Below are 21,795 nucleotides of genomic sequence, written 5' to 3'. Positions count from 1 at the left end.
GCGGGTCACCGTTCGGCGGTTCTTGGTCTGCCGGGTTCTGGGTCGGGCGTACCGCTCAACGCATCGTCCACCGCCGTACGGAGTTTGCCCGGTCGACGAGCGCCACGCGCTCCGAGCGGTCGTCCGTGAGGTGGGCCAGGTCGCGCAGCGCGAGCTCGAGGCGGTCCCGCAGCTCGGGTTCGGTGGCCTCGGCGCCGGCCACGCGCACGCTCGGGTCGGCGCCGCCGCGGGTGACCAGGCCGAGCGCGCCGGAGAGCGCGTCGACCGTGACCGCGGCCTTGGGGCGGTCGGGGACGTGGGCGGCGTCGAGCCCGGCGACGGCGTCGGACAGGTCGACCAGGCTGCGCCGGGCGCCGACGAGCAGCCAGGCCCGGCGCAGGCGGGCGTCGGGGAAGGAACCACGCGTGGGGCCCACCAGGTCGAGGGCGCCGAGGGCGCCGTCGAGGTCGCCGCTCGAGGACCGTACGCGGGCGAGGCCGAACGCCGCGGCGCCCGTGTAGTTGGAGTCGGCCCGCGCGATGGTGCTGTACAGCTGCTCGGCGACGCCGGGTTCCCCCGAGCCCTCGCACACCGTGGCGAGGGCGAGCTTCGGCGCGGGCTCGCCGGGTACCTGCCCGTAGACCGCGTTGAACGACGCGCGGGCCGCGGCGGGGTCGCCCGTCGAGAGGTGTCCCAGGCCCTCCATCCAGGCGGCGCGCCATTCCCACGCGTCGTGCTCGAGGATCTGGGCGACGGTGGTGCGCAGCCGGTCGATGTCGCCGGCCTCGATCGCGGCACGGGCCAGGGCGAGCCGCACCTCGACGGTGGCCTCGCCGGCGCCGGCGAGGGCCACCATGCGGGCGGCCGGGTCGGCGACGTTCACGCCCGCGAGCCAGGACGCCATCGGGTCGGTGGAGTCCACCTTCAGCAGGGGGAGCTCGTGCCAGCCGAGGGCACCCTCGGCGCCGTCGAGCGGCGGCACGCCGAACAGGACCGACTCGGCCGACGTCGTGGCGGTGTAGCCGGCGCCCTTGTCGGTCGCGACGATCTCGCGGAGCACGCCGAGGAGCTGGACGCGGGCCTCGTCGACCGACGCGAACCGGTCGGCGGGCGCGGGCGCGCACGCCTTGGCCAGCCAGCGGTAGAACGAGTCGTACTTCTGGAAGACGGGCGTCTCGGCGACCGGTGGGAAGGACGCCTGGTACACCGTGGTGTTGCCGCGGAAGTCCAGCACGAGGGAGGCCAGGGTGCGGCCGAGCGTGAAGATGTCGGAGGCGACGGACGGCCCGATCTCGGCCACCTCGGGCGCCTGGTAGCCGATGGTGCCGTAGATCGCGGACTGGAGGTCGTCGACGCGGCGCACGCCGCCCATGTCGATCAGCTTGACTCCGTCGCCCTGGGCGATGATGTTGTCGGGCTTGAAGTCGCAGTAGAGCAGCCCGCGGTCGTGGAGGTAGCTGAACGCCGGCAGCACCTCGAGGATGTACGCGATGGCCTGGTCGACGGGCAGCGGCCGCGCCTGCCCGGCGCCCTGGTCGCGGCGCTCCTTGAGCACGTCCTTGAGCGACTTGCCGCCCACGAACTCCATGACGGTGTAGCCGAGGCCCTCGTGGAGCACGAAGTTGAAGATCTCGACGATCAGCGGGTGCTCCACCTCGGCGAGGTACTGCCGCTCGGCGACCGCCGCCTCGTACGCCTCCTTGTCACCGGAGTTGAGCAGACCCTTGAGGACCACCCAGCGGCCGCTGACGTTGCGGTCGCGGGCCAGGTAGATCCAGCCGAGGCCGCCGTGGGCGAGGCAGCCGACCACCTCGTACTGGCGGGCCACCAGGTCGCCGGCATGGAGGGCGGGGGCGAAGTCGTACCGTGCGCCGCAGTGCCCGCAGAACCCGGCGATACGGCCGGGCACGCCCTCCCGGGCCCGGCCCACCGGCTGACCGCAGGTGGGGCAGTACCGCTTGCTCTCCGCGAGCTCCGGCGTGGCCATGACGGCCTGCAGCGGGTCGGCCACCGGGGTGTGCGGCACCGTGGTGAGGCCCGCGCCGAGCCGGTGCCCGCGCAGACGGGTCGAGCCGGTGCCGACCCGCCGCGTCTGGTAGGAGCCGGTGCCCACGCGCGCCGAGCCGAGCGCCGTGGACGCGAGACGGGACGAGCTGGTGCGCCCGGTGGAGGGCTGCTCCATGGGTCCGGGCAGCCCGCCGGAGGCACGCACGGTGGTGTCGTCGGCCCCCCAGGACGCCGCGACGGCCGCGAGCGCGCCCGCGGCGGGGTTGCCGCCGGCGGGTGCCCCGCACACGTTGCAGTAGCCGTCCTCGATAGTGCCGCGGCAGCCCGGCTCGGCGCACGCCTGTGTCGTCATCGGTGTCCCTTCGGAAGATCGCGCACGAGCATCTCGAGCTGCTCGGTGAAGTGCCGTGCCAGGGGCAGGTCGCAGGGCGTGGCGTCCAGCGCCTCGCGCGCCTCGTCCTCGCCCGCCTTCACGGTGGACGACGCCGCCCGCCCGTTGCCCTGGGCCTTCGTCATCAGGTTCTTGACGCGGTAGCGCAGCTCGGCACGTTCGCGCAGGGGTGCGGTGTAGGCGTCCTCGACCCGTTCCATGGCCCGTTCGACGGCGCCCAGCCGCTGGACGTAGGTCGTGAGCCGGCCGGGCTCGTCCGGGACGTCGCCGAGCCGGGTCACGTCCGGGATCGCGAGCCGCGGGGGGTCGGTGATCTCCCGGCGACAGCGGTCCGCCACCCGGGTGAGCACCGGCGTCCGGTCGGCCAGGGTGGTGCGCAGCGCGACGGCGCGCTCCCGGTCCTTGGCGAGCGACCGGCGCCGGGCGGTCGCCACGATGAGGTCCCGCTCGGTGCGGGCCACCTCGTCCTCGAGACCACCGAGGGGTCCGGTGACGTCGGCCCCGCGGGCGGCGTCGGACTTGAGACGGGCGAGCCGGTCGCGCAGGCGGGCGACGACGGCGTCGTCCTCGGTGTCGGCCGACGCGTGCGCGGCGTCCTCGGCCCGGACGATCCCGGCGGTGAGGGCGCGCAGGCGAGCGGTGACGTCGGCGGCGTGCGGGTCGAAGGAGAGCCGCGTGGCGAGCTGGTCGGCCTGGGCGTCGCACAGGCGTGCGGCGTCGACGAGGGAGAGCAGCGACGTGGCCGGGTCACCGCCGAGACGGCCCCAGATCAGCTGGGACATGCGTTCCCGGGCGACGGCGTCCGCGCGGCCGGAGTCCCACACCGTGACCAGCTCGTCCGTGCGCGTGCGCACCGCCTGCCACAGCGTGAGGGCCAGTACGACGTCGGCCGTCACGGCGTTCTCGCCGGCCTGGCGAGCCGCGGAGTCCAGCCGGTCCAGGTCGGCGCGGCGCGCGTCGAGCCAGGCCTGGAGGTCGGACAGGTAGCTCAGGAGCGCTGCGGGGTCCGCCGCCACGCCCAGGGCGCCGGGCGGCGCCGGCGCGCGGTGCGCCCTGCTCACGGCGTCCGCCCGTACACGGGCTCCGGCGGGGCGGGTGCGGGACCGAGCGCGTCACCGAGCCAGCGGTCGTAGGACTTCGCCCACTGCCCGCCGTCGACCATGTCCTCCAGCACGCCGTTGACGAACCGCACCATGTCCGGCTGGTCCGCGGGGATGCCCACGCCGTACGGCTCGTCGCTCACGGCGTCGCCCACGACCTTGGCGTACGGGTCCTGCGCGGCGAAACCGGCCAGGACCGTGTCGTCGCCGGTGATGGCGTCCACCGCGCCCTGCTGGAACAGGACCAGGCACGTGGTGTGGGTCGTGGCGGGCACGGCCTCCACGCCCTCCCACTCCCCGAGGCGCTCCAGGGTGGTGGTCCCCTCGGGCGCGCAGACCCGCTGCCCGGAGAGGTCGGCGATGCCCGCGACGTCGGACGTCGTGGGCACGAGCAGCTTCTGGCCCGCGTGGTAGTACTCCGCCGAGAACGCGATGTTCTCCCAGCGCTCGCAGTTGATGGTGAAGGCCCGCACGACGACGTCGACGTCGTGGTCGGCCAGCACCGTCTCGCGGTCGCCGGACGTGATCACGCGGAACCGGATCTTGTCCGGGTCGCCCAGGATCGCGTCGGCGATCTGCCGGGCCACGTCGATGTCGAAACCCTCGATGTCGCTGTTGAACGGGTTGCGCGACCCCATGAGCAGGGTGTCGGCCGAGACCCCGACCACCAGCGTGCCGCGCTCCCGGATCGCGGCCATCGTGGAGCCGGACGTCACCTCGACGTCGTTGCCCGGGCTCATCGACGCGACGGCCGGCTGCCCGTCGGCACAGTCCTGCGCCGCGGCGGCCGTGCCGGTCTCTGCACCGCCGCTCGGCGCCTGCGGTGCGGACTCCTGCGCGGGCTCCTGTGCCGCCGAGCTCATCCCGGCCGCGCCGGTGAGCAGGTGGGTGGTCGGCTCCGGTGCGCACGCCGCCGTCGTGCCGACCAGGGCGAGCGCGACGAGGGCGGTGACGATCGGTCTGCGGGCTGCGCGCATGCTCATCGGTACTCCTTCAGACGGACGTTCATGCCGGCTGCGGCCGCGACGGCCCCCGCGACCCCGAGCACGAGGGCGATCCAGGCCGCGACCTGCGCGGTCGTCGCGGCGGAACCGAGCCGGTCGAAGGCGTCCTTGCTCGTGGCCTCGACCTCGGCGTGGGCCCGGTCGGAGAACGCGGTGAACGCCGCGCCCGCCGAGTCGTCACCCCGGGACGTCGCGGCCGCGACGGCGCCGTCCCAGTCACCGCCGTCGTCCAGCTCGCGGATTTCGGTGTGCTTCTCGTCCCAGGCTTCCAGCAGGGCCACGGGCTCGGCACCGCTGTCGCCGCCGGCGGTGGCCTGCTCCGCCTCGCCGAGCAGTTCCCGCGCTCCGGCGACCGACGTCTGGTAGGACTCCTCGAACTCCTCGCCCGAGCCGCGCTTGATCAGCGTGAACGACTCCATCGACTTGGCGTCCGTGGCCAGCGACAAGGCCTCCGACGTGGCGACGGTCGCCGCGTACGGACCGCTCGCCACCGACCGCGCCACACCGTTGCCCCCCAGCACGGCGGCGCTCGCGAACACGCCACCGACCAGGAGCGCGACGCTCGCGGCCGCCAGGCCGGTGTTCAGGACGCGGTGGGTGCGCCGCGCGAGCCAGAGCTGTACGGCACCCAGTGCCACCAGCGACAGCAGCACCAGCAGGAGCAGCGCCTGGGCGAGGGAGACGGAACCCATGTCGGCGTCGACCCGCTGCGACGTCGAGACCGCCACCTCGTCGATGGTGGGGAGCACCTCGTCCCGGAGCGCCGACGACGCCTGGTCCAGGTAGGCGGCACCGACGGGAAAGCCCTGCCGGTTGTTCGCCCGGGCCGACTCGACCAGGCCCGCGTACCGCTGCACCGCGTCGGACACCGCGGCGAGGTCGGCGGCCTCGCCCTCGCCCCGCGCGGTCGCGGCCAGGGACGGGACGGCCTGTGCGGCCTCGGACAGGCTGTTCTCGTAGCGGTCCCGCGCCTCCGCCGGCTCCAGCCCGCCCACGAGGAACGCGTTGGTCGCCGTCGCGTCCGCCGACACCAGGTCGTTGCGCAGCTCCTGCGTGCCCACCAGCTGGGCCGCGTCACCCTGGGCGTCCCGCAGCGCGGCGGACTGACCGTTGCCCGCGAGGAACCCGGTCACGCCCAGCAGCAGGCACGCCACCACGGCCACGGTCGTCGCCAGCGCCAGTCGGCCCGGCGTGGTCGCGAGGCCTGCCGAGAACCGGCCGCCCGGGGTGGTCGGTGCCGGTGCGGCACCCGTGCCGGCCGCGAGACCGGGCTCGGGCGCGCCCGGGTTGGTCGTCGTCAGCGGTGCGGTCACGTGGTGGCCTCGCTGTCAGTCCCGATGTCCACGACATCCTCCAGGTCTTCCGGGACCAGCGTGCGCAGCTGGTCCAGCGTCGGTCGTTCAACGTGCCGCAGGCGCCAGGCGTGCCGGGCGATCGCGGAATCCAGCACATTCCGTGCCCACCGCCCGTTGCCGAAGCCCTCTCCGCGTGCCTGGTCCGCCGCCAGGCGGTCGAACCGCTCCAGCGCGGCCGGCTCGGGTTCGAAGTCGGCAGCCCGGGCCATGGACCCGAAGATCTGCCGCAGCTCGTCGGCCGAGTAGTCCTCGAACGTGATCGTGCGGGCGAACCGGCTCTCCAGTCCCGGGTTGGTGCCCACGAACCGGGCCATCGGACCGGGGTAGCCCGCCACGATGACGACGAGGTCGTCGCGGTGGTCCTCCATGTCCTTGACGAGGGTATCGACAGCCTCGCGCCCGTACTGGTCCTCGGCCAGGGCGTACGCCTCGTCGATGAACAGCACGCCACCCAGGGCGCGCTCCACGACCGCCGTCGTCTTCTCCGCGGTCTGCCCGAGGTAGCCGGCCACCAGCTCCGACCGGTCCACCTCCACGAGGTGCCCCTTGTCCAGCAGGCCCAGCGCACGGTAGATCCCGGCCACGAGCCGGCCCACCGTCGTCTTGCCCGTGCCGGGGTTGCCCACGAACACCAGGTGGCGGGTCAGCGTCGGAGCGCTCAGCCCCGCCTCGCCACGCAGGCGCTCGATGCGGAGGAGCTCGGTCTGGCGGTGGATCTCGTCCTTGACCCGGCCTAGTCCGATGAGCTGGTCGAGCTCTTCGAGGAGCTGCTCGAGGGTCTTCTCCGGCTCTTCGGCCGGGGCGGGTTCGTCGGCTGGGGCCTTTCCTGGTCCGTCGCCTTCTGCGGCGGGGAACGGCGGCTGGGTAGTCGGCTGGGTCGGGCGCGTCACGGACGGGTGGATGGTTTGCGGCGGTGTTGACGGTGAGGGTGGCGTCGGGGACTTGTCGCGGCCCGTGGCCGCGCTGCGGTGGACCGCCTTGGTGCCCTCTGCCGCTGCGATGGCGCTGATGCTGGGTTCGCCCAGCTCGGCTGCGGCGTCGACGACGACGGCCAGTGCCTCGGCGTACCGGGTGCTGTGGGGTGAGCCGGTCCCGATGAGGTCGTTGAGCAGGTCGGTGGGGGCGTTGCGCCAGCGACGGGCGCTCACGGCGGCGTCGAAGAACGGCTGCAGGCTGCCCGACGTCGTCCGGGCGGTCGCCGCCATCCAGCCCGCCGGGGCGCCGGGCGACGACTCGGCCACCGCCGCGGCCAGTCGTTCCCCCTCGGTGCGCGCGGCCGGGGCGCTCACGCCGGCGGCCGTGGCGGCGGTGGCGAGGGCGTCGAGGGCTGCGGCGAGCGCGGTGGTGCTCACGGGGCCTCCAGCGGCCGGGGACCTGAGCCGGCGTCGGGGCTGGGCGACCCGGGAGGTGGCAGCGTGCCGAGGTCCGCGCTGGGGAGCGTGAGGCCCGACGTGCCGAACTTCTCCTCGAGGAACCGGCCGTGCGCGACGAGGGCGACGGCGTCGGCCCGGGACACGGCGTCCGAGATCTTGTCGATGGTGGCGCCCAGCAGGTCGAGCTGGTCGCACAGGATCATGAGCGACGTCTTGCCGCGGTCCACGACCCGCCGGTCGGCGAAGTCGCGCGGGAGGCGCAGGTACGCGTCGACGGCCTCGGGCAGGTAGCTGGTCGCGGTGGCGACCACGGTGTGTGCCTGCTGGGAGCCGGCGCCGAGCCGGTCCAGGCGGGGCGCCATCTCGTGCACCGTCTCGGCGACGCGCTGCACCCGGGCCGTCACCGCCGCCGGAGCCTTGCCGGACGCCCGCTCCAGCACCGCGTCGACGGACGTCACGATCTGCTCGGTCGTGGGCGGGGCCGGGATCGCGACGCTCTGCTCCACCTCCTCGGGGCGTCCGCCGCCGAAGAGTCGCCGCCACCAGCTCATGCCTGCCTCCGAGCCCGCCGTCACGGGGTGTTGAGGTCGAGAGATCCGCTCGCCACGCCGTCGGTGTTGGTGCGCCGTGCCCGCTCCACGTACTCCGAGGCCTTGGTGGTCTCGGTCTGCAGCACTCCGATGGTCTGCGACATCGAGTCGAGCGCCCGGATCTTGAAGTCGCTGATGGAGTCCATCGTGGCGTAGATGTTCGTGAACGCCTCCTGCAGCTGCTCGATACCGACGGTCGAGCTCGCCGCCTGTTCCTGGATGGTCGCCGACTGGTCGGCGAGCATCTTGGAGGTCGAGGCGATCATGTTCGACGTCGTGGTGTTCAGGGCGCCGATCTGGTCCAGCACGAGCTTCTGGTTCGCGAGCGCCTGCGCCACGATGACAGCGGTGCGCAGCGCGGAGACCGTCGTGGTGGTGGCGCGGTCGACGCCCTTGGTGAGCTCGATGTTGTTCTTGATGATGATGTCGATCGCGAGGTAGCCCTGGATCGAGACCGCGAGCTGGGTGAGCAGGTCCTGGTGCTTCTGGCGCACGTAGAACAGGACGTCCTCGGACAGCGCCTTGGCCCGTTCGGGCTCGGCGACCTGGAGCTCGGCGATCTTCGCGGACAGCTGGGCGTCGAGCCGCTCGGCCACGTAGATGTACTGGTTGAGCCGCGCCATCGTGTCCCAGAGGTTCTGCTTCTCCAGGTTGAGCGCCGCGTTGTCCTTACGGAGCTCGTCCTGCCCGTTGTAGAGGGACTGGATGATGGCGTTGAGCTGGCCCTGCGCGGACTCGTAGCGGCGGAAGTAGTCCTGGATCTTGTCCCCGAACGGGATGACGCCGAGGAACTTGCGTCCCACGCTCGCCTCGGACGGGTCCAGGTCCTCGACGGTGCGCCGCAGCTCCAGCAGGGTCTGGCCCACCTTGGAGCCGTCGGCCAGGCCGCCCTCCTTGAGCGCGCGGACGGGCGTGGCGAGCAGCCGGTTGCTGGAGTCGGCGGCCTGCCGGATGTCCTGGTCGCCCATGGTGCGCACGTCGTCGGCGCGCTGGGCGAACTCCGGGCTCTTGGTGTCGGCGCTGAGCAGGCCGTCGAGGTAGGTGCTGACCTTCTTGTCGAGCGCGGGCGCCGCAGCCGGGTCGACCTTGGGAGCCATCTTGGGCGCCTGGGTCGCCGCGACGGGCTGGACCGGGTCGGGTGCGCTGAGCACGAGGGGCTCGGCAGCGGGGGCAGGCGGTTGAAGCGGCATCGGCTCGGTCATCGGTGCTCCTCGCGAGATAGGGCGTCCGAACGCGGCGAGTATATGCCGCGGGCCATCGCCGCTGGTGGCGGAGGCGCTGCTCGGCGGGGTGAGAACGAGGGGGCGGCCGGGAGAGTTCCCCATGCCGCCGGACGGGGCCGGGTTGGGACGATCCAGAGCGCCGCCGGGGGGTCCGACAGCCGGTCGAGCTCATTTCCGGGTGAATATTTGGTGTTCGAGTTTTCCACAGGGCGATGAGCGATCGACGGCTTTTTGCCTCGCTTTCATTTTCACCCTGTTGATGGAGTGGGTGAATTGCCTGGCAAGTTTTGCCGAGATTCTGTCCCTCGTGGAGCAAGTTGGACGCCTGTCCATGTTGTGCCATTAGTCACTTTGGTGCAACCCTCGGCCGCCGCTGTGCCCGGTCTGGACCGCACTACAACGGTCGGCCTGTAGACCTACTTCTCGCACGGCACCATCGAACTCGATCCACACGAAGGGCTGGAGAGAACACTGCACTTCTCGACGATGCGCGTGCGAGCCGTAGCCGGCTTGGCCGCCATAATGACCTTCCTCGCCGCACTCGCCATGGGAGCACTCCCTGCGACCGCAGGAGAACCACTGTCCGGATCCATCTCGGGCGTCGTACACGACGGAGACGGGCGGCCCGCCGACGGAGTCCTCGTCACCGTACGGCTCGCGTACCAGCAGACGGTAATGGGTACGGCGACCACGGGAGCCGACGGAACGTTCGCGATCGGCGAGCTGACCTCCGGCGAGCGCTACACGATCAAGATGGCCAACGCCGACGGCACCCCCCGTTACATACCAGGGGATGTCTGGGAGCGGGACGGCGAGTACTCCGTCGACACCAACGACGCCGCAGGCCCGCCGCCCCATGAACTCCCCGAATCCGGTCTCTGGATGGACGTTCGGATCGAACGTGCCGCCGGCATCTCGGGCAACGTTCTGGACCAGCAAGGTGCTCCGGTCTCGGGCGTCAAGGTCAAAGTCGTGGCAGAGGACGGACGAGTCGTCGCTCAGCATGGCCTCGCCGATGGGACAGGACCTGACGGCGAGTTCAGCTTCCCGTATGTCCCAGCCGGTGATAGCTACACGCTCGAAATCATCGGCGGGGCCACAAGCCAGGGCTACGCTTTCGGGTATGCCGGCGAGGACGAGGTAACCCAAGACCGCGCCGAAGCGAAGCGCTTCACCGTGCCCGCGTCCGGCCTCTCCGGCCTGCAGCTCATCCTCCCGCGCCTCACCACCATCACGGGCACGGTCGTGGCGCCCGATGGCAGTCCGGTCGCGCGCGCCGAGGTCGCCGCGGACCCCATCGGCTACGGCGCTCACGGCTCCGCAATGACGGCGGAGGACGGCACCTTCAGCTTCGCGGCCGCCGGCGGCGACACCGGTGAGGTCTACGTCTCGGCCAACCGCCAGCAGGGCTACTCGCCGTATACCGGCGTCTACTACGCGGGCGCAGGTTCCACCGCGAACACACTCGCGGACGCGACCCCGCTCGCCGTGGATCCGGGCGGAAGTCTCTCCAGCGTGGACTTCGGTCTGTCGGAATGCGGCGCCGTCGAAGGCACGGTCGCCAATCTCCCTGCCTACGGGTTCAGGGAGGTCCGCGTCTTCAGCGACGAGGACCCGGACCTTGTCACCCGTCACGTCCAGATCACCGAGGACGGTGCGTTCCACGTCCCCGGCCTGGCGCCAGGAACGTACGATGTCGCGGTCGTCGTCACAGGGGAAGGTGCGAGCTCGGAGTACTGGTTCCGCTACGGGGCGCCCAACGCCGAGGAGGCGGCCGACGTCGTCGTTCCCGAGTCCTGTGACACCGTGCCGGGTATCGACTTCACGCTCGGCGAGCACGAGGTGCATGCGCTGACGTCCCCCGCGATCTCCGGTAGCGCCAAGGTGGGCGAAATGGTCGAGGCGAACCCAGGGACGTGGACACCTGCTCATCTCACCTACACGTATCGGTGGCTCCGTGACGGCATCGCGATCGAGGGCGCAGCCTCGCCCCGGTACCAGATCACGATGGGCGACCTCGATTCGAAACTGTCGGTAGAGGTGACGGCACGACGCGACGGCTTCACCGACGGCGTCGCGACGTCGCCCGACCGCATGGTCCAGCGGTAGTACCTCGCACCTGCTCCCGCCGATGCGTTCGGCCCTCATGACGGCCGCCGTCCACCGGACGGCTGCCGTCGTCACGCCGACCGCAGCTGCCCACCCAACAGCCACTGACGTTGAACGGGCCGGCCGTCCGCGCGAGCCGTGGACGGCCGGCCCGTTCGCTCGTCCCGACCGCGCCGCTCGCCGGAATTCACCCGGGTCCAGGCTTCCGCCCGCCGCGAGGCGGCGTAGATTTCTTCGGTGCTGACCGAGACGCCGCTGTGGCCGGAGCTGCCGACGCCGCACCAGGCGCCGCCCTCCCCGCGCGCCCGGCGAGCCGCTGAGCGCAGGGCCCGTCGGCGCAAGCGCGTGCGGTGGGTCGTCGTCGTCGCCGTCGTCCTGGGCCTGGCGTCGGCGTCCGGGGGCGCGTATGCGCTCGGTCTGTTCGACCAGGCCCCGGTGGTCGCGCACGGGTCGTCCGCCGTGCTGGACGCTCGGGCGGCCGCCGACGAGGCAGTGACGTTGCGCGAGCAGCTGACCGTCGAGATGAAGGCCGCGCGGACCGCCGTCGAGGGGCCGGACGGTCAGGCGGCGCCGAAGGCCGAACGTCGCGCACTCGACGGGGCTCTCGACGATGCGCGGCAGACGGCGACCGCGTTGGGTGCGGTGACCTGGTCGACGACGGGCACGCACGAGCAAGCGGTCGCGCTGCTGGACCAGATGGCTGTGCTGCGTGCTGACGTCGAGGTGGCGACCGACGCCCTGCGGGAGGCGACCCGTCGGGTGGTCGAGTCGGGCCGGCAGCTCCGGCTCGAACGAGCCATGACCGGACTGGAGCACGCGCGGACCGACCTGCGGGAGGCCACGGACGTGGGTGAGCAGGCCTTCGCCGAGTCGGCGAAGATCGACGCAGCGACGGACCGGGAGAGCCTGCGAGCGGCGCTCGACCAGGCCGCCGACCTCGACGGACGGGCGGGGGAGCTGCTGGAGAAGGCGCCAGGCCAGGGGAGTGCGGTGTCCGAGCTCCTCGCGGAGATCGAGCAGCTCGCAGCCGCGCTGTCCGCCACGACGGCTCAGATCGAGGACGCCGCCGCCGTGGTGCTGGCCGGGACGAGGGAGGACGCGGTGGAGGTCGAGGCGGAGGACGCGGAGGACGCGGAGGACGCCGCCGGCAGCCCGGACACCGGAGCGGACGCGGGCACCGCGGGCACGGACACCGCGCCTGCCGGTACCTGCCCCGAACCCGACCAGGTGTGGACCGCGGAGAACGGTCACCTGTCGTCGTCGGAGCTGGCGTCGATCCCGTTCGCGTCGAGCCACGCCGTGCGCGCGGACGTCGTCGGCGGCCTGGCCGAGCTGAACGAGGCGTACGCGGCGGAGTTCGGGGTGAGCATGACCATCAACTCCTCCTACCGCACCTACGCGCAGCAGGAGGCGCTGTAGGACCCGTCGTCCAAGACCGCGGCCCCGCCCGGCTGCTCCAACCACGGCACGGGCCTGGCGATCGACATCGGCGGGGGCGTGCAGGCGTTCGGCTCGGCCCAGTACGAGTGGCTCAAGGCCAACGCCGAGGCCTACGGCTGGGTGCACCCGCCGTTCGCCGAGCCCTCCGGGCGCAACCCGGAGCCCTGGCACTGGCAGTCCGTCCACGCGCCCAACAGCTACTGAGGAACAGGCACCGGCGCGGCGACCGCCAGGGTGTGCGTGCGTTCCACGGCGACCGATGCTGCTTTGTCACAACGGCGGCGAGTGGCATGGCCCACCCCGAGCGACAAGGCGACTTGGCAAGCAGCCTTGCGTAATGGATGAGATTGAGGGCATCCTGGTCCTACCGAGCGCGTTGAAGCACCCGGGGACCACGGAAGCGGATATCGGGCACGCGTTGGGTTTCTCGCTACGTAGCTTCGACAACGACGAGGACGGGTCGGTACTGACGATCGGTCCGGCTGAGTCAGGAGGGCTGCTGGAGATAGGGCACCGTTCGAAGTGGGGAATCCAGTTCGTGGTCTTCCATGCGATGGAAGCCCGAAGCAAGTTCCTGACGCCGAAGGAGAGGGGCGAGGTGAGGTGGCCATGAGGATCGAGGATCTGAACCTGACACCCGAGGAGCGGGCGGAGCTGGAGGCCTGGGGCGAACAGATGGCAGCCAAGGCCGCTACTGAGGAGTACACCGAGCGGCTGCAGCCGACGCCCCCGGCGCTACTAGAGCTACAGCGAGCCGCAGCCAGGCGGATCTACCTGACCGGCCAGGCCGAGAAGGCGGTTCGTGACGCGGTCGCCCAGGCTCGGGCCCAGGGACTGTCTTGGAACGTCGTAGGTCAGGCGCTGGGGACGACGGGTGAGGCCGCACGCCAGCGCTATTCCGCAGCCTGACCGTGCGTCGCCAGCGTCATCGCGGCTGCGACGGCCGAATTTCGGCGTGAGTGTGACCATCAATTCGTCCTGCTGCCCATATGCGCAGCGGGAGGCGTGGAACGGTTACTGGCGGGCACCGGGCCACGCGGCCAGCGCCACGGCGACGGCGCCCTCCAGGTCTCGTCGGCCGTGTCCGTCCCGGGCGAGCTGTGAGAGGCCCTGCCAGACGGTCGTGGCGAACGCGGTGAGCGCAGGCGCATCGGTCTCGGGCGGGAGCTCCCCGACGTCGATGTCGGCCCGGATCTTGCCCTCGATGAGGGCCTCGGTCTCGGCGCGACGCGCTCGCAGGCCGGCCGCGACCTGCGCCGAGGCGACGGTGTGGTTGGTGGCGCCGTTCAGGATGAGGCAGCCGCTGGGGCGCCCGGGCAACGTCTGCTGGACGGCCGCTCCGGTGAGCAGGCCGCGGACGGCCCGGTACGCCGTCGGCTGGGTCTCGAACGCCTCTCGGATGTAGCCGCCGTACCGCTGCGCGTAGGTGTCGACCGCTTCCTCGAACAGGGTCTGCTTGTCGGTGAAGGCCGCGTACAGACTCGGCGGGGTGATCTCCATCGCGTCGGTGAGGTCGCGGACCGACACCGTGTCGTAGCCGCGCTCCCAGAACAGCAGCATCGCTCGTTCGAGTGCGGCGTCCCGGTCGAAGCCCCTCGGGCGTCCTGTCCTCGTCCCCATGGCCCAATTCTATAGCGATCACTCGGAAACCTGCTAGCGTCCACTTCCGTATCGACCACTATGGAACTGGAGCGGAACATGGACCTCAGCGGAAAGACGGCACTGGTGACCGGCGGCGGGCGTGGCATCGGTCACGAGATCTCCCGACGGCTCGGAGCGGCGGGCGCCCACGTGGTCGTCCACTTCGGCGTCAACGAGGAGGCGGCGCGCGCGACCGCCACGGCGATCCAGGAGTCGGGCGGGCGTGCCGATGTGCTCGGGGCCGCGCTGGGCGGACCCGATGTCGAGCAGGACGCCGCCGCGCTCTGGGAGGGCTTCGACGCCATCACCGACCGGCTGGACATCCTCGTCAACAACGCGGGCATCGCCGACGGACGCGGCACGATCGACACGGTCGACGCCGACAGCCTGACGCGACTGATCGCGGTCAACACCCTCGCCCCGTTCTTCGTCACCCAGCTCGCCCTCCCGCGCCTGAGCGACGGCGGCCGCATCGTCAACGTCTCCACGCACCTCACCCGGGGCGCTGCGCAGCCGGACCTGATCGGCTACGCCATGACCAAGGGCGCCATCGACGTGTTCACCGCGGTCCTGGGCAAGCAGCTCGGGGAGCGCGGCATCACGGTCAACGCCGTGGCCCCCGGAGTGGTCGACACCGACATGAACGCCGCGTGGCTCGACCACGCGCGCGAGCTGGTTGCCGGGCTGTCCCCGCTGGGCCGCGTCGCAGAGCCGTCCGACGTCGCCGACATCGTCGGCTTCCTGGCCTCCGACGACAGCCGCTGGGTCACCGGGCAGCGGATCGACGCCTCCGGCGGGGCGCTGCTGTGACGGTGCCACCCGCTCTCGCGCGACGAACACGGTGGCCGAGCTGGGTGCCGTTCGGCGCGCTGGTCAGCATCGAGTTCCTCACCGTCATGGACGCGGCGGTCGTCAACATCGCGCTCCCCGGCATCCAGCACGACCTCGGCTACGGCCACACGGAGATCTCGTGGGTGGTGAACTGCTACCTCATCGCCTTCGCCGGGTTGCTCCTCGCGTCGGGGCGCCTTGCCGACGTCGTCGGACGCCGGCGCCTGTTCGTCGCGGGGACGGCCGTGTTCACCGCCGCCTCGGCCGGGTGCGGGCTCGCCGCCGAGCCGTGGCAGCTCCTGACCGGCCGCGCCCTGCAGGGCGTCGGGGCTGCGCTGGTGGTGCCTGCTGCCCTCGCGCTGATCACCGACATCTATCCCGAGGGCCCGGCCCGGGTGCGCGCCCTGGGGATCTTCAGCAGCATGGGAGCCGTCGCAGCACCCTTCGGGCTCGCCCTCGGTGGACTCCTCACCGAGATCGACTGGCACCTGATCTTCTGGATCAACGTGCCGCTCGGCGTCATCATCACCACGGTGGCGCTGACAGCCCTGCCCGCCTCGTCGAGAACGCCGGCCCCGGTCGACCTCATCGGTGCCGTCGCTGCCTCCGGCACCCTGAGCCTGCTGGCTCTGGCAGCGGTCTCGCTGGAAGCCGACGGGCCCGCGGCGGGCAGCACCATCGGCGCGGGCGTCGGCGCCGCCGCCTTCGGCCTGCTGCTCCTGCTGCGGCAGAAGCATGCGGCCCACCCGCTCGTGCCACCGGCGCTGCTGCGGATCCGGTCGGTCGTCGTGGGCAACGCCATCTTCGTGCTCGTCGGAACCGTCATGCTGGGGACCTTCTTCTTCGTCACGCTGTACCTGCAGGAGACGCGCGGTCTCGCGCCCCTCCAGGCGACGCTCGCCTACCTGCCGATCCCGCTGGCGACGCTCGTGGGAACCCGGCTGGCCCCCTGGATCATCGGGAGGATCGGCCCGTACGACGCGCTCGGCGTGGGGCTGCTGCTCCAGTCCGTGGCGCTCGCGGCCTGGGCCGTCGTCGGCAGCGCCGACGGGCCGCTCGCCGTGACCCTCACCGCGCCGACCGTCCCGTGGGCGCTCGGGATGGGGGTCTCGATCGTCAGCTCCTTCGTGATCTGTACCAGCGGGGTCCCCGGTCACGTCGCCGGTGCGGCGTCCGGTCTGGCCACGACGGCGCACCAGGGTGGTGGCGCGGTCGGTCTGGCCCTGGTGGCCGCTCTCGCCGGCGCGGTCGGCGGCCTCGACAACGAACCGGCGAGCCTGGCGCACGCCACCCAGCTCGCCGGATATCACGCGGGTGTCTGGGCCCTGGCAGGAGTCGCGTTCATCGGCGCGGCCCTCACCCGGGCGCTGCGCGGCCCTGCAGGGACGGGGGGGCGGCGGACCGCGTGGCCAGCGTCACACCATCATGACCGGTCACGCGGGTCGGCACGGAATACGGTGGCGGAATCCCTGGGTTGGCACCACTAGTGGATCCGTCCAGAACATCCGAGTGACCCCGCTCCGTTCCCTGCAAGGAAGCACATGATCATGCCCTCGCGCCGGCTCTCCCGTTCGCGTGCAGTCCTCGCCGCTGTCGCGGCCACCACCACCCTCTTCCTGGTCGCCGCCTGCTCCACCGGCGGCGGGACGAGCGGCGAACCGACGGGCGAACCGGTTGCCGGCGGAACCCTGACCTATGCGTCGGGCGACGCCGAGCCGACGTGCCTCGACCCGCACGTCGGTGGCAACTACCCACAGGCTCTCATCGCCACCCAGTACCTCGAGTCGCTCGTCTCTCTCTCGGAGGACGGCGAGGTCATCCCCTGGCTCGCCACCGAGTGGCAGGAGAGCGACGACGGGCTCAGCTGGGAGTTCACCCTGCGCGAGGACGTGACGTTCACCGACGGCACGCCGTTCGACGCCGAGGCCGTCGCCGCCAACATCGCGCACGTCCAGGATCCGGAGACCGCCTCGTCCACCGGCTACCTCGCCCTGGCGAAGGTCAAGGACGTCGTGGCCGTCGACGACCACACGGTCCGCCTGGACCTGAGCGCGCCGGACAGCGCCCTGCTCGAGTCGCTCTCGCAGGTCTGGGTGGCCATGGAGTCACCCAAGGCCCTGGAGCGCAGCCAGGACGAGAACTGCGCCGCGCCGGTCGGCACCGGCCCGTTCGTCGTCGACGAGTGGGAGCGCCAGGACTCGGTGACCCTCGTCCGGAACGACGACTACACGTCTCCGCCTGCCGATGTGCCCGCCGCCGCCGAGGGCACCGGCCTCCCGTACCTCGACTCGATCGTGTGGCGGTTCATCCCCGACTCCGCGAGCCGCTACGCCGCGCTCCAGTCCGGCGAGGTGCAGGTCATCGACAACGCGCAGCCCGACACGATCCAGTCGGCCGGGTCCGACGAGTCGATCGAGGAGCTGGACGCACCCCGCCCCGGTGCCTCGAACCGGATCGAGCTCAACTCGAGCAAGGCACCGTTCGACGACGAGCGCGTCCGCGAGGCGTTCATCCGTTCGGTGAACGTCGACGAAGGCATCCAGGGCCTGTTCTTCGGGACCGCCGAGCGCTCGTACTCGCCGCTGTCCAGCGTCGAGCCGCTGGGTCTGAGCCTGCCCGAGCTCTTCGCCGTCGACACCGACGCGGCGGCGAGCCTGCTCGACGAGGCGGGCTGGTCCGAGCGGGACGCCGAGGGCTACCGCGTCAAGGACGGCGAGCGGCTCACCCTCGACTTCCCGGTGAGCACCAACCAGTCCATCCCCGCCGAGCAGTCCCTGTTCGAGCAGATCCAGGCGGACGCGAAGACCGCGGGCTTCGAGGTCAGGCTCCACCCGCTCGACCTCTCCAGCTGGTACGGGGCGCTCGCCGAGAACGACTACGACCTCGTGAGCGCCCCGTACACGAAGGTGGGCCCGGACGTGCTGCGGATCCTGTACCACTCCGACAGCATCGAGCCCGCCCCGAGCGGCTACTTCGCGAACCTCGCGCAGGTGGACGAGCCGGCCGTCGACGAGCTGCTCACCCAGGCCTCCGCCACGAGCAACCCCGAGGACCGCGAGAGCCTCTACGAGCAGGCCCAGCGGATGATCCTCGAGGGGTACTACATCCTGCCCCTGTACGACCAGCAGAACCACTTCCTGTACTCGTCCACCGTGCAGGGTCTGCGGGCGATGCCGACGGTGTCGACCCCGACGTTCGCCGAGGCCTGGCTGGCGTCTTGACGCTTCCCGTCCCCACCACCGGGGCACGCAGGAGGCCGGCGCCGGGCAACCGGCGCTGGCTGCTCCTGCGTGCGGGCGGCGTCGTGTTCGTGCTCTGGGCCGCCGCGACCATCACGTTCTTCGCGCTCCGGCTGGTCCCCGGCGACCCGGCCCAGGCGATCCTCGGCGGACCCGGCTCGCAGGCGGGACCAGAGGCGCTGGAGCAGGTCCGCCGGGAGTACGGCCTCGACCAGCCACTCGTGGTCCAGTACCTCACCTACCTCGGCCGGCTGCTGACCGGCGACCTCGGACAGTCGTACTCGCTGCACGAGCCGGTGGCGACGGCGATCGGCGAGCAGCTCGGCTCCACGCTGCTGCTCGCCCTGTGCTCCCTCGCCCTCGCCTGGGCGCTCGCGTGCGGGCTCGCGGCCTGGAGCGTACGGGGCGGACGCGTCGCCTGGGCCATCGGTTCGGGGCTCGAGCTGGTCGCGGCCGCCGTGCCGCACTTCTGGCTCGCGACCGTCCTGATCCTGTTCTTCAGCCTGACCCTCGGCATCCTCCCGCCGGTCAGCACCCCCGGGCCGCTCGGCATCGTGCTGCCCACGCTCACCCTGGCGATCCCGTTGGCCGGGTTCCTCGGCCAGGTCATGCGCGAGTCGCTCCTGACCGCCATGGAGTCGCCGTTCGTCACCACGGCACGAGCCCGCGGGGAGAGCGAGGTCCGGATCTTCTGGCGGCACACGCTGCGGCACGCCGCGATCCCCGCCGTCGGGCTCTCCGGCTGGGCGTTCGGGTCGCTGATCAGCGGAGCGGTCGTCGTCGAGGCGGTCTTCGCCCGGCAGGGCCTCGGCCGTACCCTCCTGTCGGCGGTCCAGCTGCGCGACGTCACCCTCGTGACCGGCATCGTGCTCGTGGTCGCGCTCGCGTACACCGTCATGACCCTGGTCACCGACGTCGCCGACCGGGCCATCGACCCGCGCGGACGGGCGGTGACGGAATGAGCGGCCTGCGCTCCGCCGCCGGCGTCTCGACGTTCCGCCCCACCGTCGCAGAGTCGCTCGCCGGCGTGGTCCTGCTCCTGCTCCTCGTCGCGGCGCTCTGGCCGCAGCTGCTCGCCCCCGGCGACCCGCTCGCCACCGCGCCCGCCGACGCGTTCCGGGCCCCGTCGCCCGCGCACCTGTTCGGCACCGACGAGTCCGGCCGCGACATCTACACGCGGGTGGTCCACGGCGCGTCCGAGTCCCTCCTGATCGGTGCGCTCGCGACGGCGATCGGCATCGGCCTCGCCGTGGTGCTCGGACTCCTCGCCGGGCTGGGGCCGCGCTGGCTGGACTTCGGCACCACCCGGGTCGTCGAGGTGCTGTTCGCGTTCCCGGGCCTCCTGCTCGCGCTGCTCTTCATCGTCGTCACGGGGCCCGGCGTCCTGAGCTCCACGATCGCCGTCGGGCTGGCCACGGCACCCGGCTACGCCCGCATCATCCGGTCCCAGGTACGCCGCACGGCCGCCGCCGAGTTCGTCGAGGCGGCACGCGTGCTGGGGCGCGGCCGGCTGTGGATCGTCACCCGGCACGTCTTGCCGAACGTGACCGCCGCACTGTTCGTGCTCGCGACCCTCGGGCTCGGGCAGGCCATCATCTGGGTCTCCTCCCTGAGCTACCTCGGCCTCGGCGCCGTGCCGCCCGCCGCGGAATGGGGCGCGATGCTCGCCGCGGGCCGCACCTACATCGCGAACTTCTGGTGGATGACCTTCTTCCCGGGCCTCGCGATCGTCGCCAGCGCCGCCGCCGCCACCGTCATCGGGCGCGGCATCCAGAAGCGGAACAGGAGCGCCGGATGACCGGGCCGACAGCACCCGTGCTGACCGTGCGAGAGCTGACCGTCGCGTTCCCCGAGGGCCGCGGGCGCCGCGGGTCCGGCCCGCGCCGGGTGGTGGACGGCGTCAGCTTCCACGTGGCGGCCGGCGAGTGCGTGGCGATCGTCGGCGAGTCCGGATCGGGCAAGAGCGTCACCGCTCGCAGCATCCTCGGGCTCGCGGGGCAGCACGCGCAGGTCTCGGCCGCCGAGCTGACCGTCGCCGGACAGGACGTGCTCGCGCTGTCCGGGCGCCCCCTGCGCCGGCTGCGCGGCGGCACGGTCGGCCTCATCGCGCAGGACGCACTCGTCTCCCTGGACCCGTTGCGCCCGATCGGTCGCGAGATCGGCGACACGCTCGCCCTGCACACCACGCTCGACGCCGCCGGGCGGCACGCCCGCACTCTCGAGCTCCTCGAACGGGTGGGCCTGCCCGATCCGGCGCTGCGCGCGCGCCAGCGCCCCGGCCAGCTCTCCGGCGGGCAGCGTCAGCGCGCCCTGATCACCGCCGGAATCGCGGGCGAGCCGGAGCTCCTCATCGCCGACGAGCCCACCACCGCCCTCGACCAGCCGGTCCAGGCCGGGGTGCTCCGGCTGCTCGGGCAGCTGCGCGACGACGGCACCGGCGTGCTGCTCATCAGCCACGACCTGTCGGTGGTGCGGGGCATCGCAGACCGGGTGCTCGTCATGACCGACGGCGTCGTGGTCGAGGAAGGCACGCCGGACGAGGTGTTCGAGCGCCCGCGGCACGAGTACACCCGCAGGCTCGTGGCCGCCGTCCCGGCGGGCCGCCCGCGCGGCACCCCCCTCTCGCCCCCACCCGAGGAGGCCGCTCCCGGCCCCGAACGTAGGGGTGGTCGCGGCGTGGCCGCTGATGCAGCGACCACGCCTCCGTTCGCCGGCGCCGGCGCTCAGGGTGACGTGCTGCTTGAGGCGTCAGGGGTCGCGCGGGTCTTTCACGTGGGCGGGCGGGAGATCGTCGCTGCCGACGACGTGTCCTTCACCCTCCGTGCGGGCCGCACCCTCGGCCTGGTCGGCGAGTCCGGCTCCGGCAAGTCCACCACCGCCCGGATCCTCCTCGGGCTCGAACGGCCCGACGCCGGCGAGGTCACGCTGCTCGGCCAGCCGTGGAGCCGGCTCCCCGAGGCCCGGCGGCGGCCCCGCCGGTCGCTCGTCGGCGCGGTGTTCCAGGACGCGCTCAGCTCGTTCGACCCGCGCTGGACCGTCGGCGCCGTCCTCGCGGACGCGCTCACGCACGGCAGGACGACCCGGCCCCGAACCGTCCGCGCCGAGATCGCCGAGCTGCTCGACACCGTGGGCCTCGACCCCGCCCTGGCCGCCCGCCGCCCGCTGCACCTGTCCGGGGGGCAGCGGCAGCGCGTCGCCGTGGCGCGGGCGCTCGCGGCCGACCCTCGGGTGCTGATCCTCGACGAGCCCGTCTCCGCGCTCGACGTGTCGGTCCAGGCGCAGGTGCTCGACCTGCTCGACCGGCTCCAGCGGGAGCGGGACCTGGCCTACCTCCTGATCACCCACGACCTCGGTGTGGCGCTGCACATGAGCGACGACGTCGCGGTACTGCAGGAGGGCCGCATCGTGGCGTCCGGTCCGGCGGCGACGGTCTTCGACGACCCGCAGCACCCGTACGCGCGGCTGCTGCGGGACGCCGCGCCGTTCGCCGTCCGGGGTGTCGACGGGGCCTGA

Annotated in this window: 18 protein-coding genes and 1 pseudogene; 11 read left to right on the top strand and 8 right to left on the bottom strand. The window is 72.3% G+C overall.

Annotation, left to right across the window (positions count from 1 at the left end):
- Positions 1 to 55 precede the first annotated feature (55 nt).
- The 7 genes from ACFSL2_RS10380 to ACFSL2_RS10350 are packed head-to-tail and all read right to left on the bottom strand — an operon-like array spanning position 56 to position 9,001.
- On the bottom strand, positions 56 to 2,338 hold the full coding sequence (locus ACFSL2_RS10380) for a serine/threonine-protein kinase (protein WP_377197786.1): 2,283 nt from the start codon (positions 2,336 to 2,338) through the stop codon (positions 56 to 58).
- Positions 2,335 to 3,438, bottom strand: a complete 1,104-nt coding sequence (locus ACFSL2_RS10375; RefSeq protein ID WP_377197785.1) for a hypothetical protein — start codon at positions 3,436 to 3,438, stop codon at positions 2,335 to 2,337. The genes ACFSL2_RS10380 and ACFSL2_RS10375 overlap by 4 nt, the downstream gene beginning before the upstream one ends.
- Positions 3,435 to 4,460 carry a glutamate ABC transporter substrate-binding protein gene (locus ACFSL2_RS10370; protein ID WP_377197784.1) on the bottom strand — a complete coding sequence of 342 codons (1,026 nt, stop codon included), beginning with the start codon at positions 4,458 to 4,460 and terminating at the stop codon, positions 3,435 to 3,437. The genes ACFSL2_RS10375 and ACFSL2_RS10370 overlap by 4 nt, the downstream gene beginning before the upstream one ends.
- Complete coding sequence (locus tag ACFSL2_RS10365) at positions 4,457 to 5,794, bottom strand: hypothetical protein (RefSeq protein WP_377197783.1); 1,338 nt, start codon at positions 5,792 to 5,794, stop codon at positions 4,457 to 4,459. Before ACFSL2_RS10365 ends, ACFSL2_RS10370 begins: the two co-directional genes overlap by 4 nt.
- Complete coding sequence (locus ACFSL2_RS10360; RefSeq protein ID WP_377197782.1) at positions 5,791 to 7,188, bottom strand: AAA family ATPase; 1,398 nt, start codon at positions 7,186 to 7,188, stop codon at positions 5,791 to 5,793. Before ACFSL2_RS10360 ends, ACFSL2_RS10365 begins: the two co-directional genes overlap by 4 nt.
- Positions 7,185 to 7,760, bottom strand: a complete 576-nt coding sequence (locus ACFSL2_RS10355) for a hypothetical protein (protein ID WP_377197781.1) — start codon at positions 7,758 to 7,760, stop codon at positions 7,185 to 7,187. Before ACFSL2_RS10355 ends, ACFSL2_RS10360 begins: the two co-directional genes overlap by 4 nt.
- 20 nt (positions 7,761 to 7,780) lie before the next feature.
- Entirely contained in the window at positions 7,781 to 9,001 is a 1,221-nt protein-coding gene (locus tag ACFSL2_RS10350) for a toxic anion resistance protein (protein ID WP_377197780.1), read from the bottom strand.
- Positions 9,002 to 9,775: 774 nt separating this feature from the next.
- Here ACFSL2_RS10350 and ACFSL2_RS10345 point away from each other — a divergent pair.
- The 5 genes and pseudogenes from ACFSL2_RS10345 (at position 9,776) to ACFSL2_RS10325 (ending at position 13,480) form a co-directional block, all read left to right on the top strand.
- Positions 9,776 to 11,131, top strand: a complete 1,356-nt coding sequence (locus tag ACFSL2_RS10345; RefSeq protein ID WP_377197779.1) for a carboxypeptidase-like regulatory domain-containing protein — start codon at positions 9,776 to 9,778, stop codon at positions 11,129 to 11,131.
- A gap of 237 nt (positions 11,132 to 11,368) precedes the next feature.
- Entirely contained in the window at positions 11,369 to 12,550 is a 1,182-nt protein-coding gene (locus ACFSL2_RS10340; RefSeq protein WP_377197778.1) for a hypothetical protein, read from the top strand.
- Between the two features lie 24 nt (positions 12,551 to 12,574).
- Positions 12,575 to 12,775: pseudogene (locus ACFSL2_RS10335) on the top strand (M15 family metallopeptidase); the annotation flags it as partial.
- 133 nt (positions 12,776 to 12,908) lie between these two features.
- The gene (locus ACFSL2_RS10330) at positions 12,909 to 13,184 is read left to right on the top strand and encodes a hypothetical protein (protein WP_377197777.1); all 276 of its coding nucleotides are present in this window, start codon (positions 12,909 to 12,911) and stop codon (positions 13,182 to 13,184) included.
- A complete protein-coding gene (locus ACFSL2_RS10325) occupies positions 13,181 to 13,480 on the top strand; it encodes a hypothetical protein (RefSeq protein WP_377197776.1) in 300 nt (99 codons plus the stop codon). Before ACFSL2_RS10330 ends, ACFSL2_RS10325 begins: the two co-directional genes overlap by 4 nt.
- 105 nt (positions 13,481 to 13,585) lie before the next feature.
- Here the strand turns inward: ACFSL2_RS10325 and ACFSL2_RS10320 are convergent, their stop codons facing one another.
- Positions 13,586 to 14,191, bottom strand: a complete 606-nt coding sequence (locus ACFSL2_RS10320) for a TetR/AcrR family transcriptional regulator (RefSeq protein ID WP_377197775.1) — start codon at positions 14,189 to 14,191, stop codon at positions 13,586 to 13,588.
- Positions 14,192 to 14,269: 78 nt separating this feature from the next.
- Between ACFSL2_RS10320 and ACFSL2_RS10315 the strand changes: the two genes are divergently transcribed.
- From ACFSL2_RS10315 to ACFSL2_RS10290, 6 genes are read left to right on the top strand one after another with little or no spacing between them, the layout of a single operon-like run.
- Positions 14,270 to 15,022 (top strand): SDR family oxidoreductase, encoded by a 753-nt coding sequence (locus ACFSL2_RS10315; protein ID WP_377197774.1) that lies wholly within the window; start codon positions 14,270 to 14,272, stop codon positions 15,020 to 15,022.
- The gene (locus ACFSL2_RS10310) at positions 15,019 to 16,530 is read left to right on the top strand and encodes an MFS transporter (RefSeq protein ID WP_377197773.1); all 1,512 of its coding nucleotides are present in this window, start codon (positions 15,019 to 15,021) and stop codon (positions 16,528 to 16,530) included. Before ACFSL2_RS10315 ends, ACFSL2_RS10310 begins: the two co-directional genes overlap by 4 nt.
- A 54-nt stretch (positions 16,531 to 16,584) precedes the next feature.
- Positions 16,585 to 18,264: an ABC transporter substrate-binding protein gene (locus ACFSL2_RS10305; RefSeq protein ID WP_377197772.1), complete on the top strand. Its 1,680-nt coding sequence runs from the start codon at positions 16,585 to 16,587 to the stop codon at positions 18,262 to 18,264.
- Positions 18,261 to 19,244, top strand: a complete 984-nt coding sequence (locus ACFSL2_RS10300) for an ABC transporter permease (protein WP_377197771.1) — start codon at positions 18,261 to 18,263, stop codon at positions 19,242 to 19,244. Before ACFSL2_RS10305 ends, ACFSL2_RS10300 begins: the two co-directional genes overlap by 4 nt.
- Positions 19,241 to 20,080, top strand: coding sequence for an ABC transporter permease (locus tag ACFSL2_RS10295; RefSeq protein ID WP_377197770.1), 840 nt, complete (start codon positions 19,241 to 19,243; stop codon positions 20,078 to 20,080). The genes ACFSL2_RS10300 and ACFSL2_RS10295 overlap by 4 nt, the downstream gene beginning before the upstream one ends.
- Positions 20,077 to 21,795: a dipeptide ABC transporter ATP-binding protein gene (locus ACFSL2_RS10290; RefSeq protein ID WP_377197769.1), complete on the top strand. Its 1,719-nt coding sequence runs from the start codon at positions 20,077 to 20,079 to the stop codon at positions 21,793 to 21,795. Before ACFSL2_RS10295 ends, ACFSL2_RS10290 begins: the two co-directional genes overlap by 4 nt.

The organism is Promicromonospora aerolata (assembly GCF_042682255.1).
GTDB classification, from domain to species: Bacteria; Actinomycetota; Actinomycetes; order Actinomycetales; family Cellulomonadaceae; genus Promicromonospora; species Promicromonospora aerolata.
Note: the sequence above shows the minus strand (reverse complement) of the source record. Positions and strands in the feature narration are given on the sequence as shown.

Coding starts and splice junctions, on each gene's coding strand:
- ACFSL2_RS10320 (WP_377197775.1), bottom strand. CDS start 14,191: ATGGGGACGAGGACAGGACGCCCGAGGGGCTTCGACCGGGACGCCGCA.
- ACFSL2_RS10305 (WP_377197772.1), top strand. CDS start 16,585: ATGATCATGCCCTCGCGCCGGCTCTCCCGTTCGCGTGCAGTCCTCGCC.
- ACFSL2_RS10355 (WP_377197781.1), bottom strand. CDS start 7,760: ATGAGCTGGTGGCGGCGACTCTTCGGCGGCGGACGCCCCGAGGAGGTG.
- ACFSL2_RS10350 (WP_377197780.1), bottom strand. CDS start 9,001: ATGACCGAGCCGATGCCGCTTCAACCGCCTGCCCCCGCTGCCGAGCCC.
- ACFSL2_RS10330 (WP_377197777.1), top strand. CDS start 12,909: ATGGATGAGATTGAGGGCATCCTGGTCCTACCGAGCGCGTTGAAGCAC.
- ACFSL2_RS10325 (WP_377197776.1), top strand. CDS start 13,181: ATGAGGATCGAGGATCTGAACCTGACACCCGAGGAGCGGGCGGAGCTG.
- ACFSL2_RS10370 (WP_377197784.1), bottom strand. CDS start 4,460: ATGAGCATGCGCGCAGCCCGCAGACCGATCGTCACCGCCCTCGTCGCG.
- ACFSL2_RS10345 (WP_377197779.1), top strand. CDS start 9,776: ATGGCCAACGCCGACGGCACCCCCCGTTACATACCAGGGGATGTCTGG.
- ACFSL2_RS10315 (WP_377197774.1), top strand. CDS start 14,270: ATGGACCTCAGCGGAAAGACGGCACTGGTGACCGGCGGCGGGCGTGGC.
- ACFSL2_RS10290 (WP_377197769.1), top strand. CDS start 20,077: ATGACCGGGCCGACAGCACCCGTGCTGACCGTGCGAGAGCTGACCGTC.
- ACFSL2_RS10380 (WP_377197786.1), bottom strand. CDS start 2,338: ATGACGACACAGGCGTGCGCCGAGCCGGGCTGCCGCGGCACTATCGAG.
- ACFSL2_RS10295 (WP_377197770.1), top strand. CDS start 19,241: ATGAGCGGCCTGCGCTCCGCCGCCGGCGTCTCGACGTTCCGCCCCACC.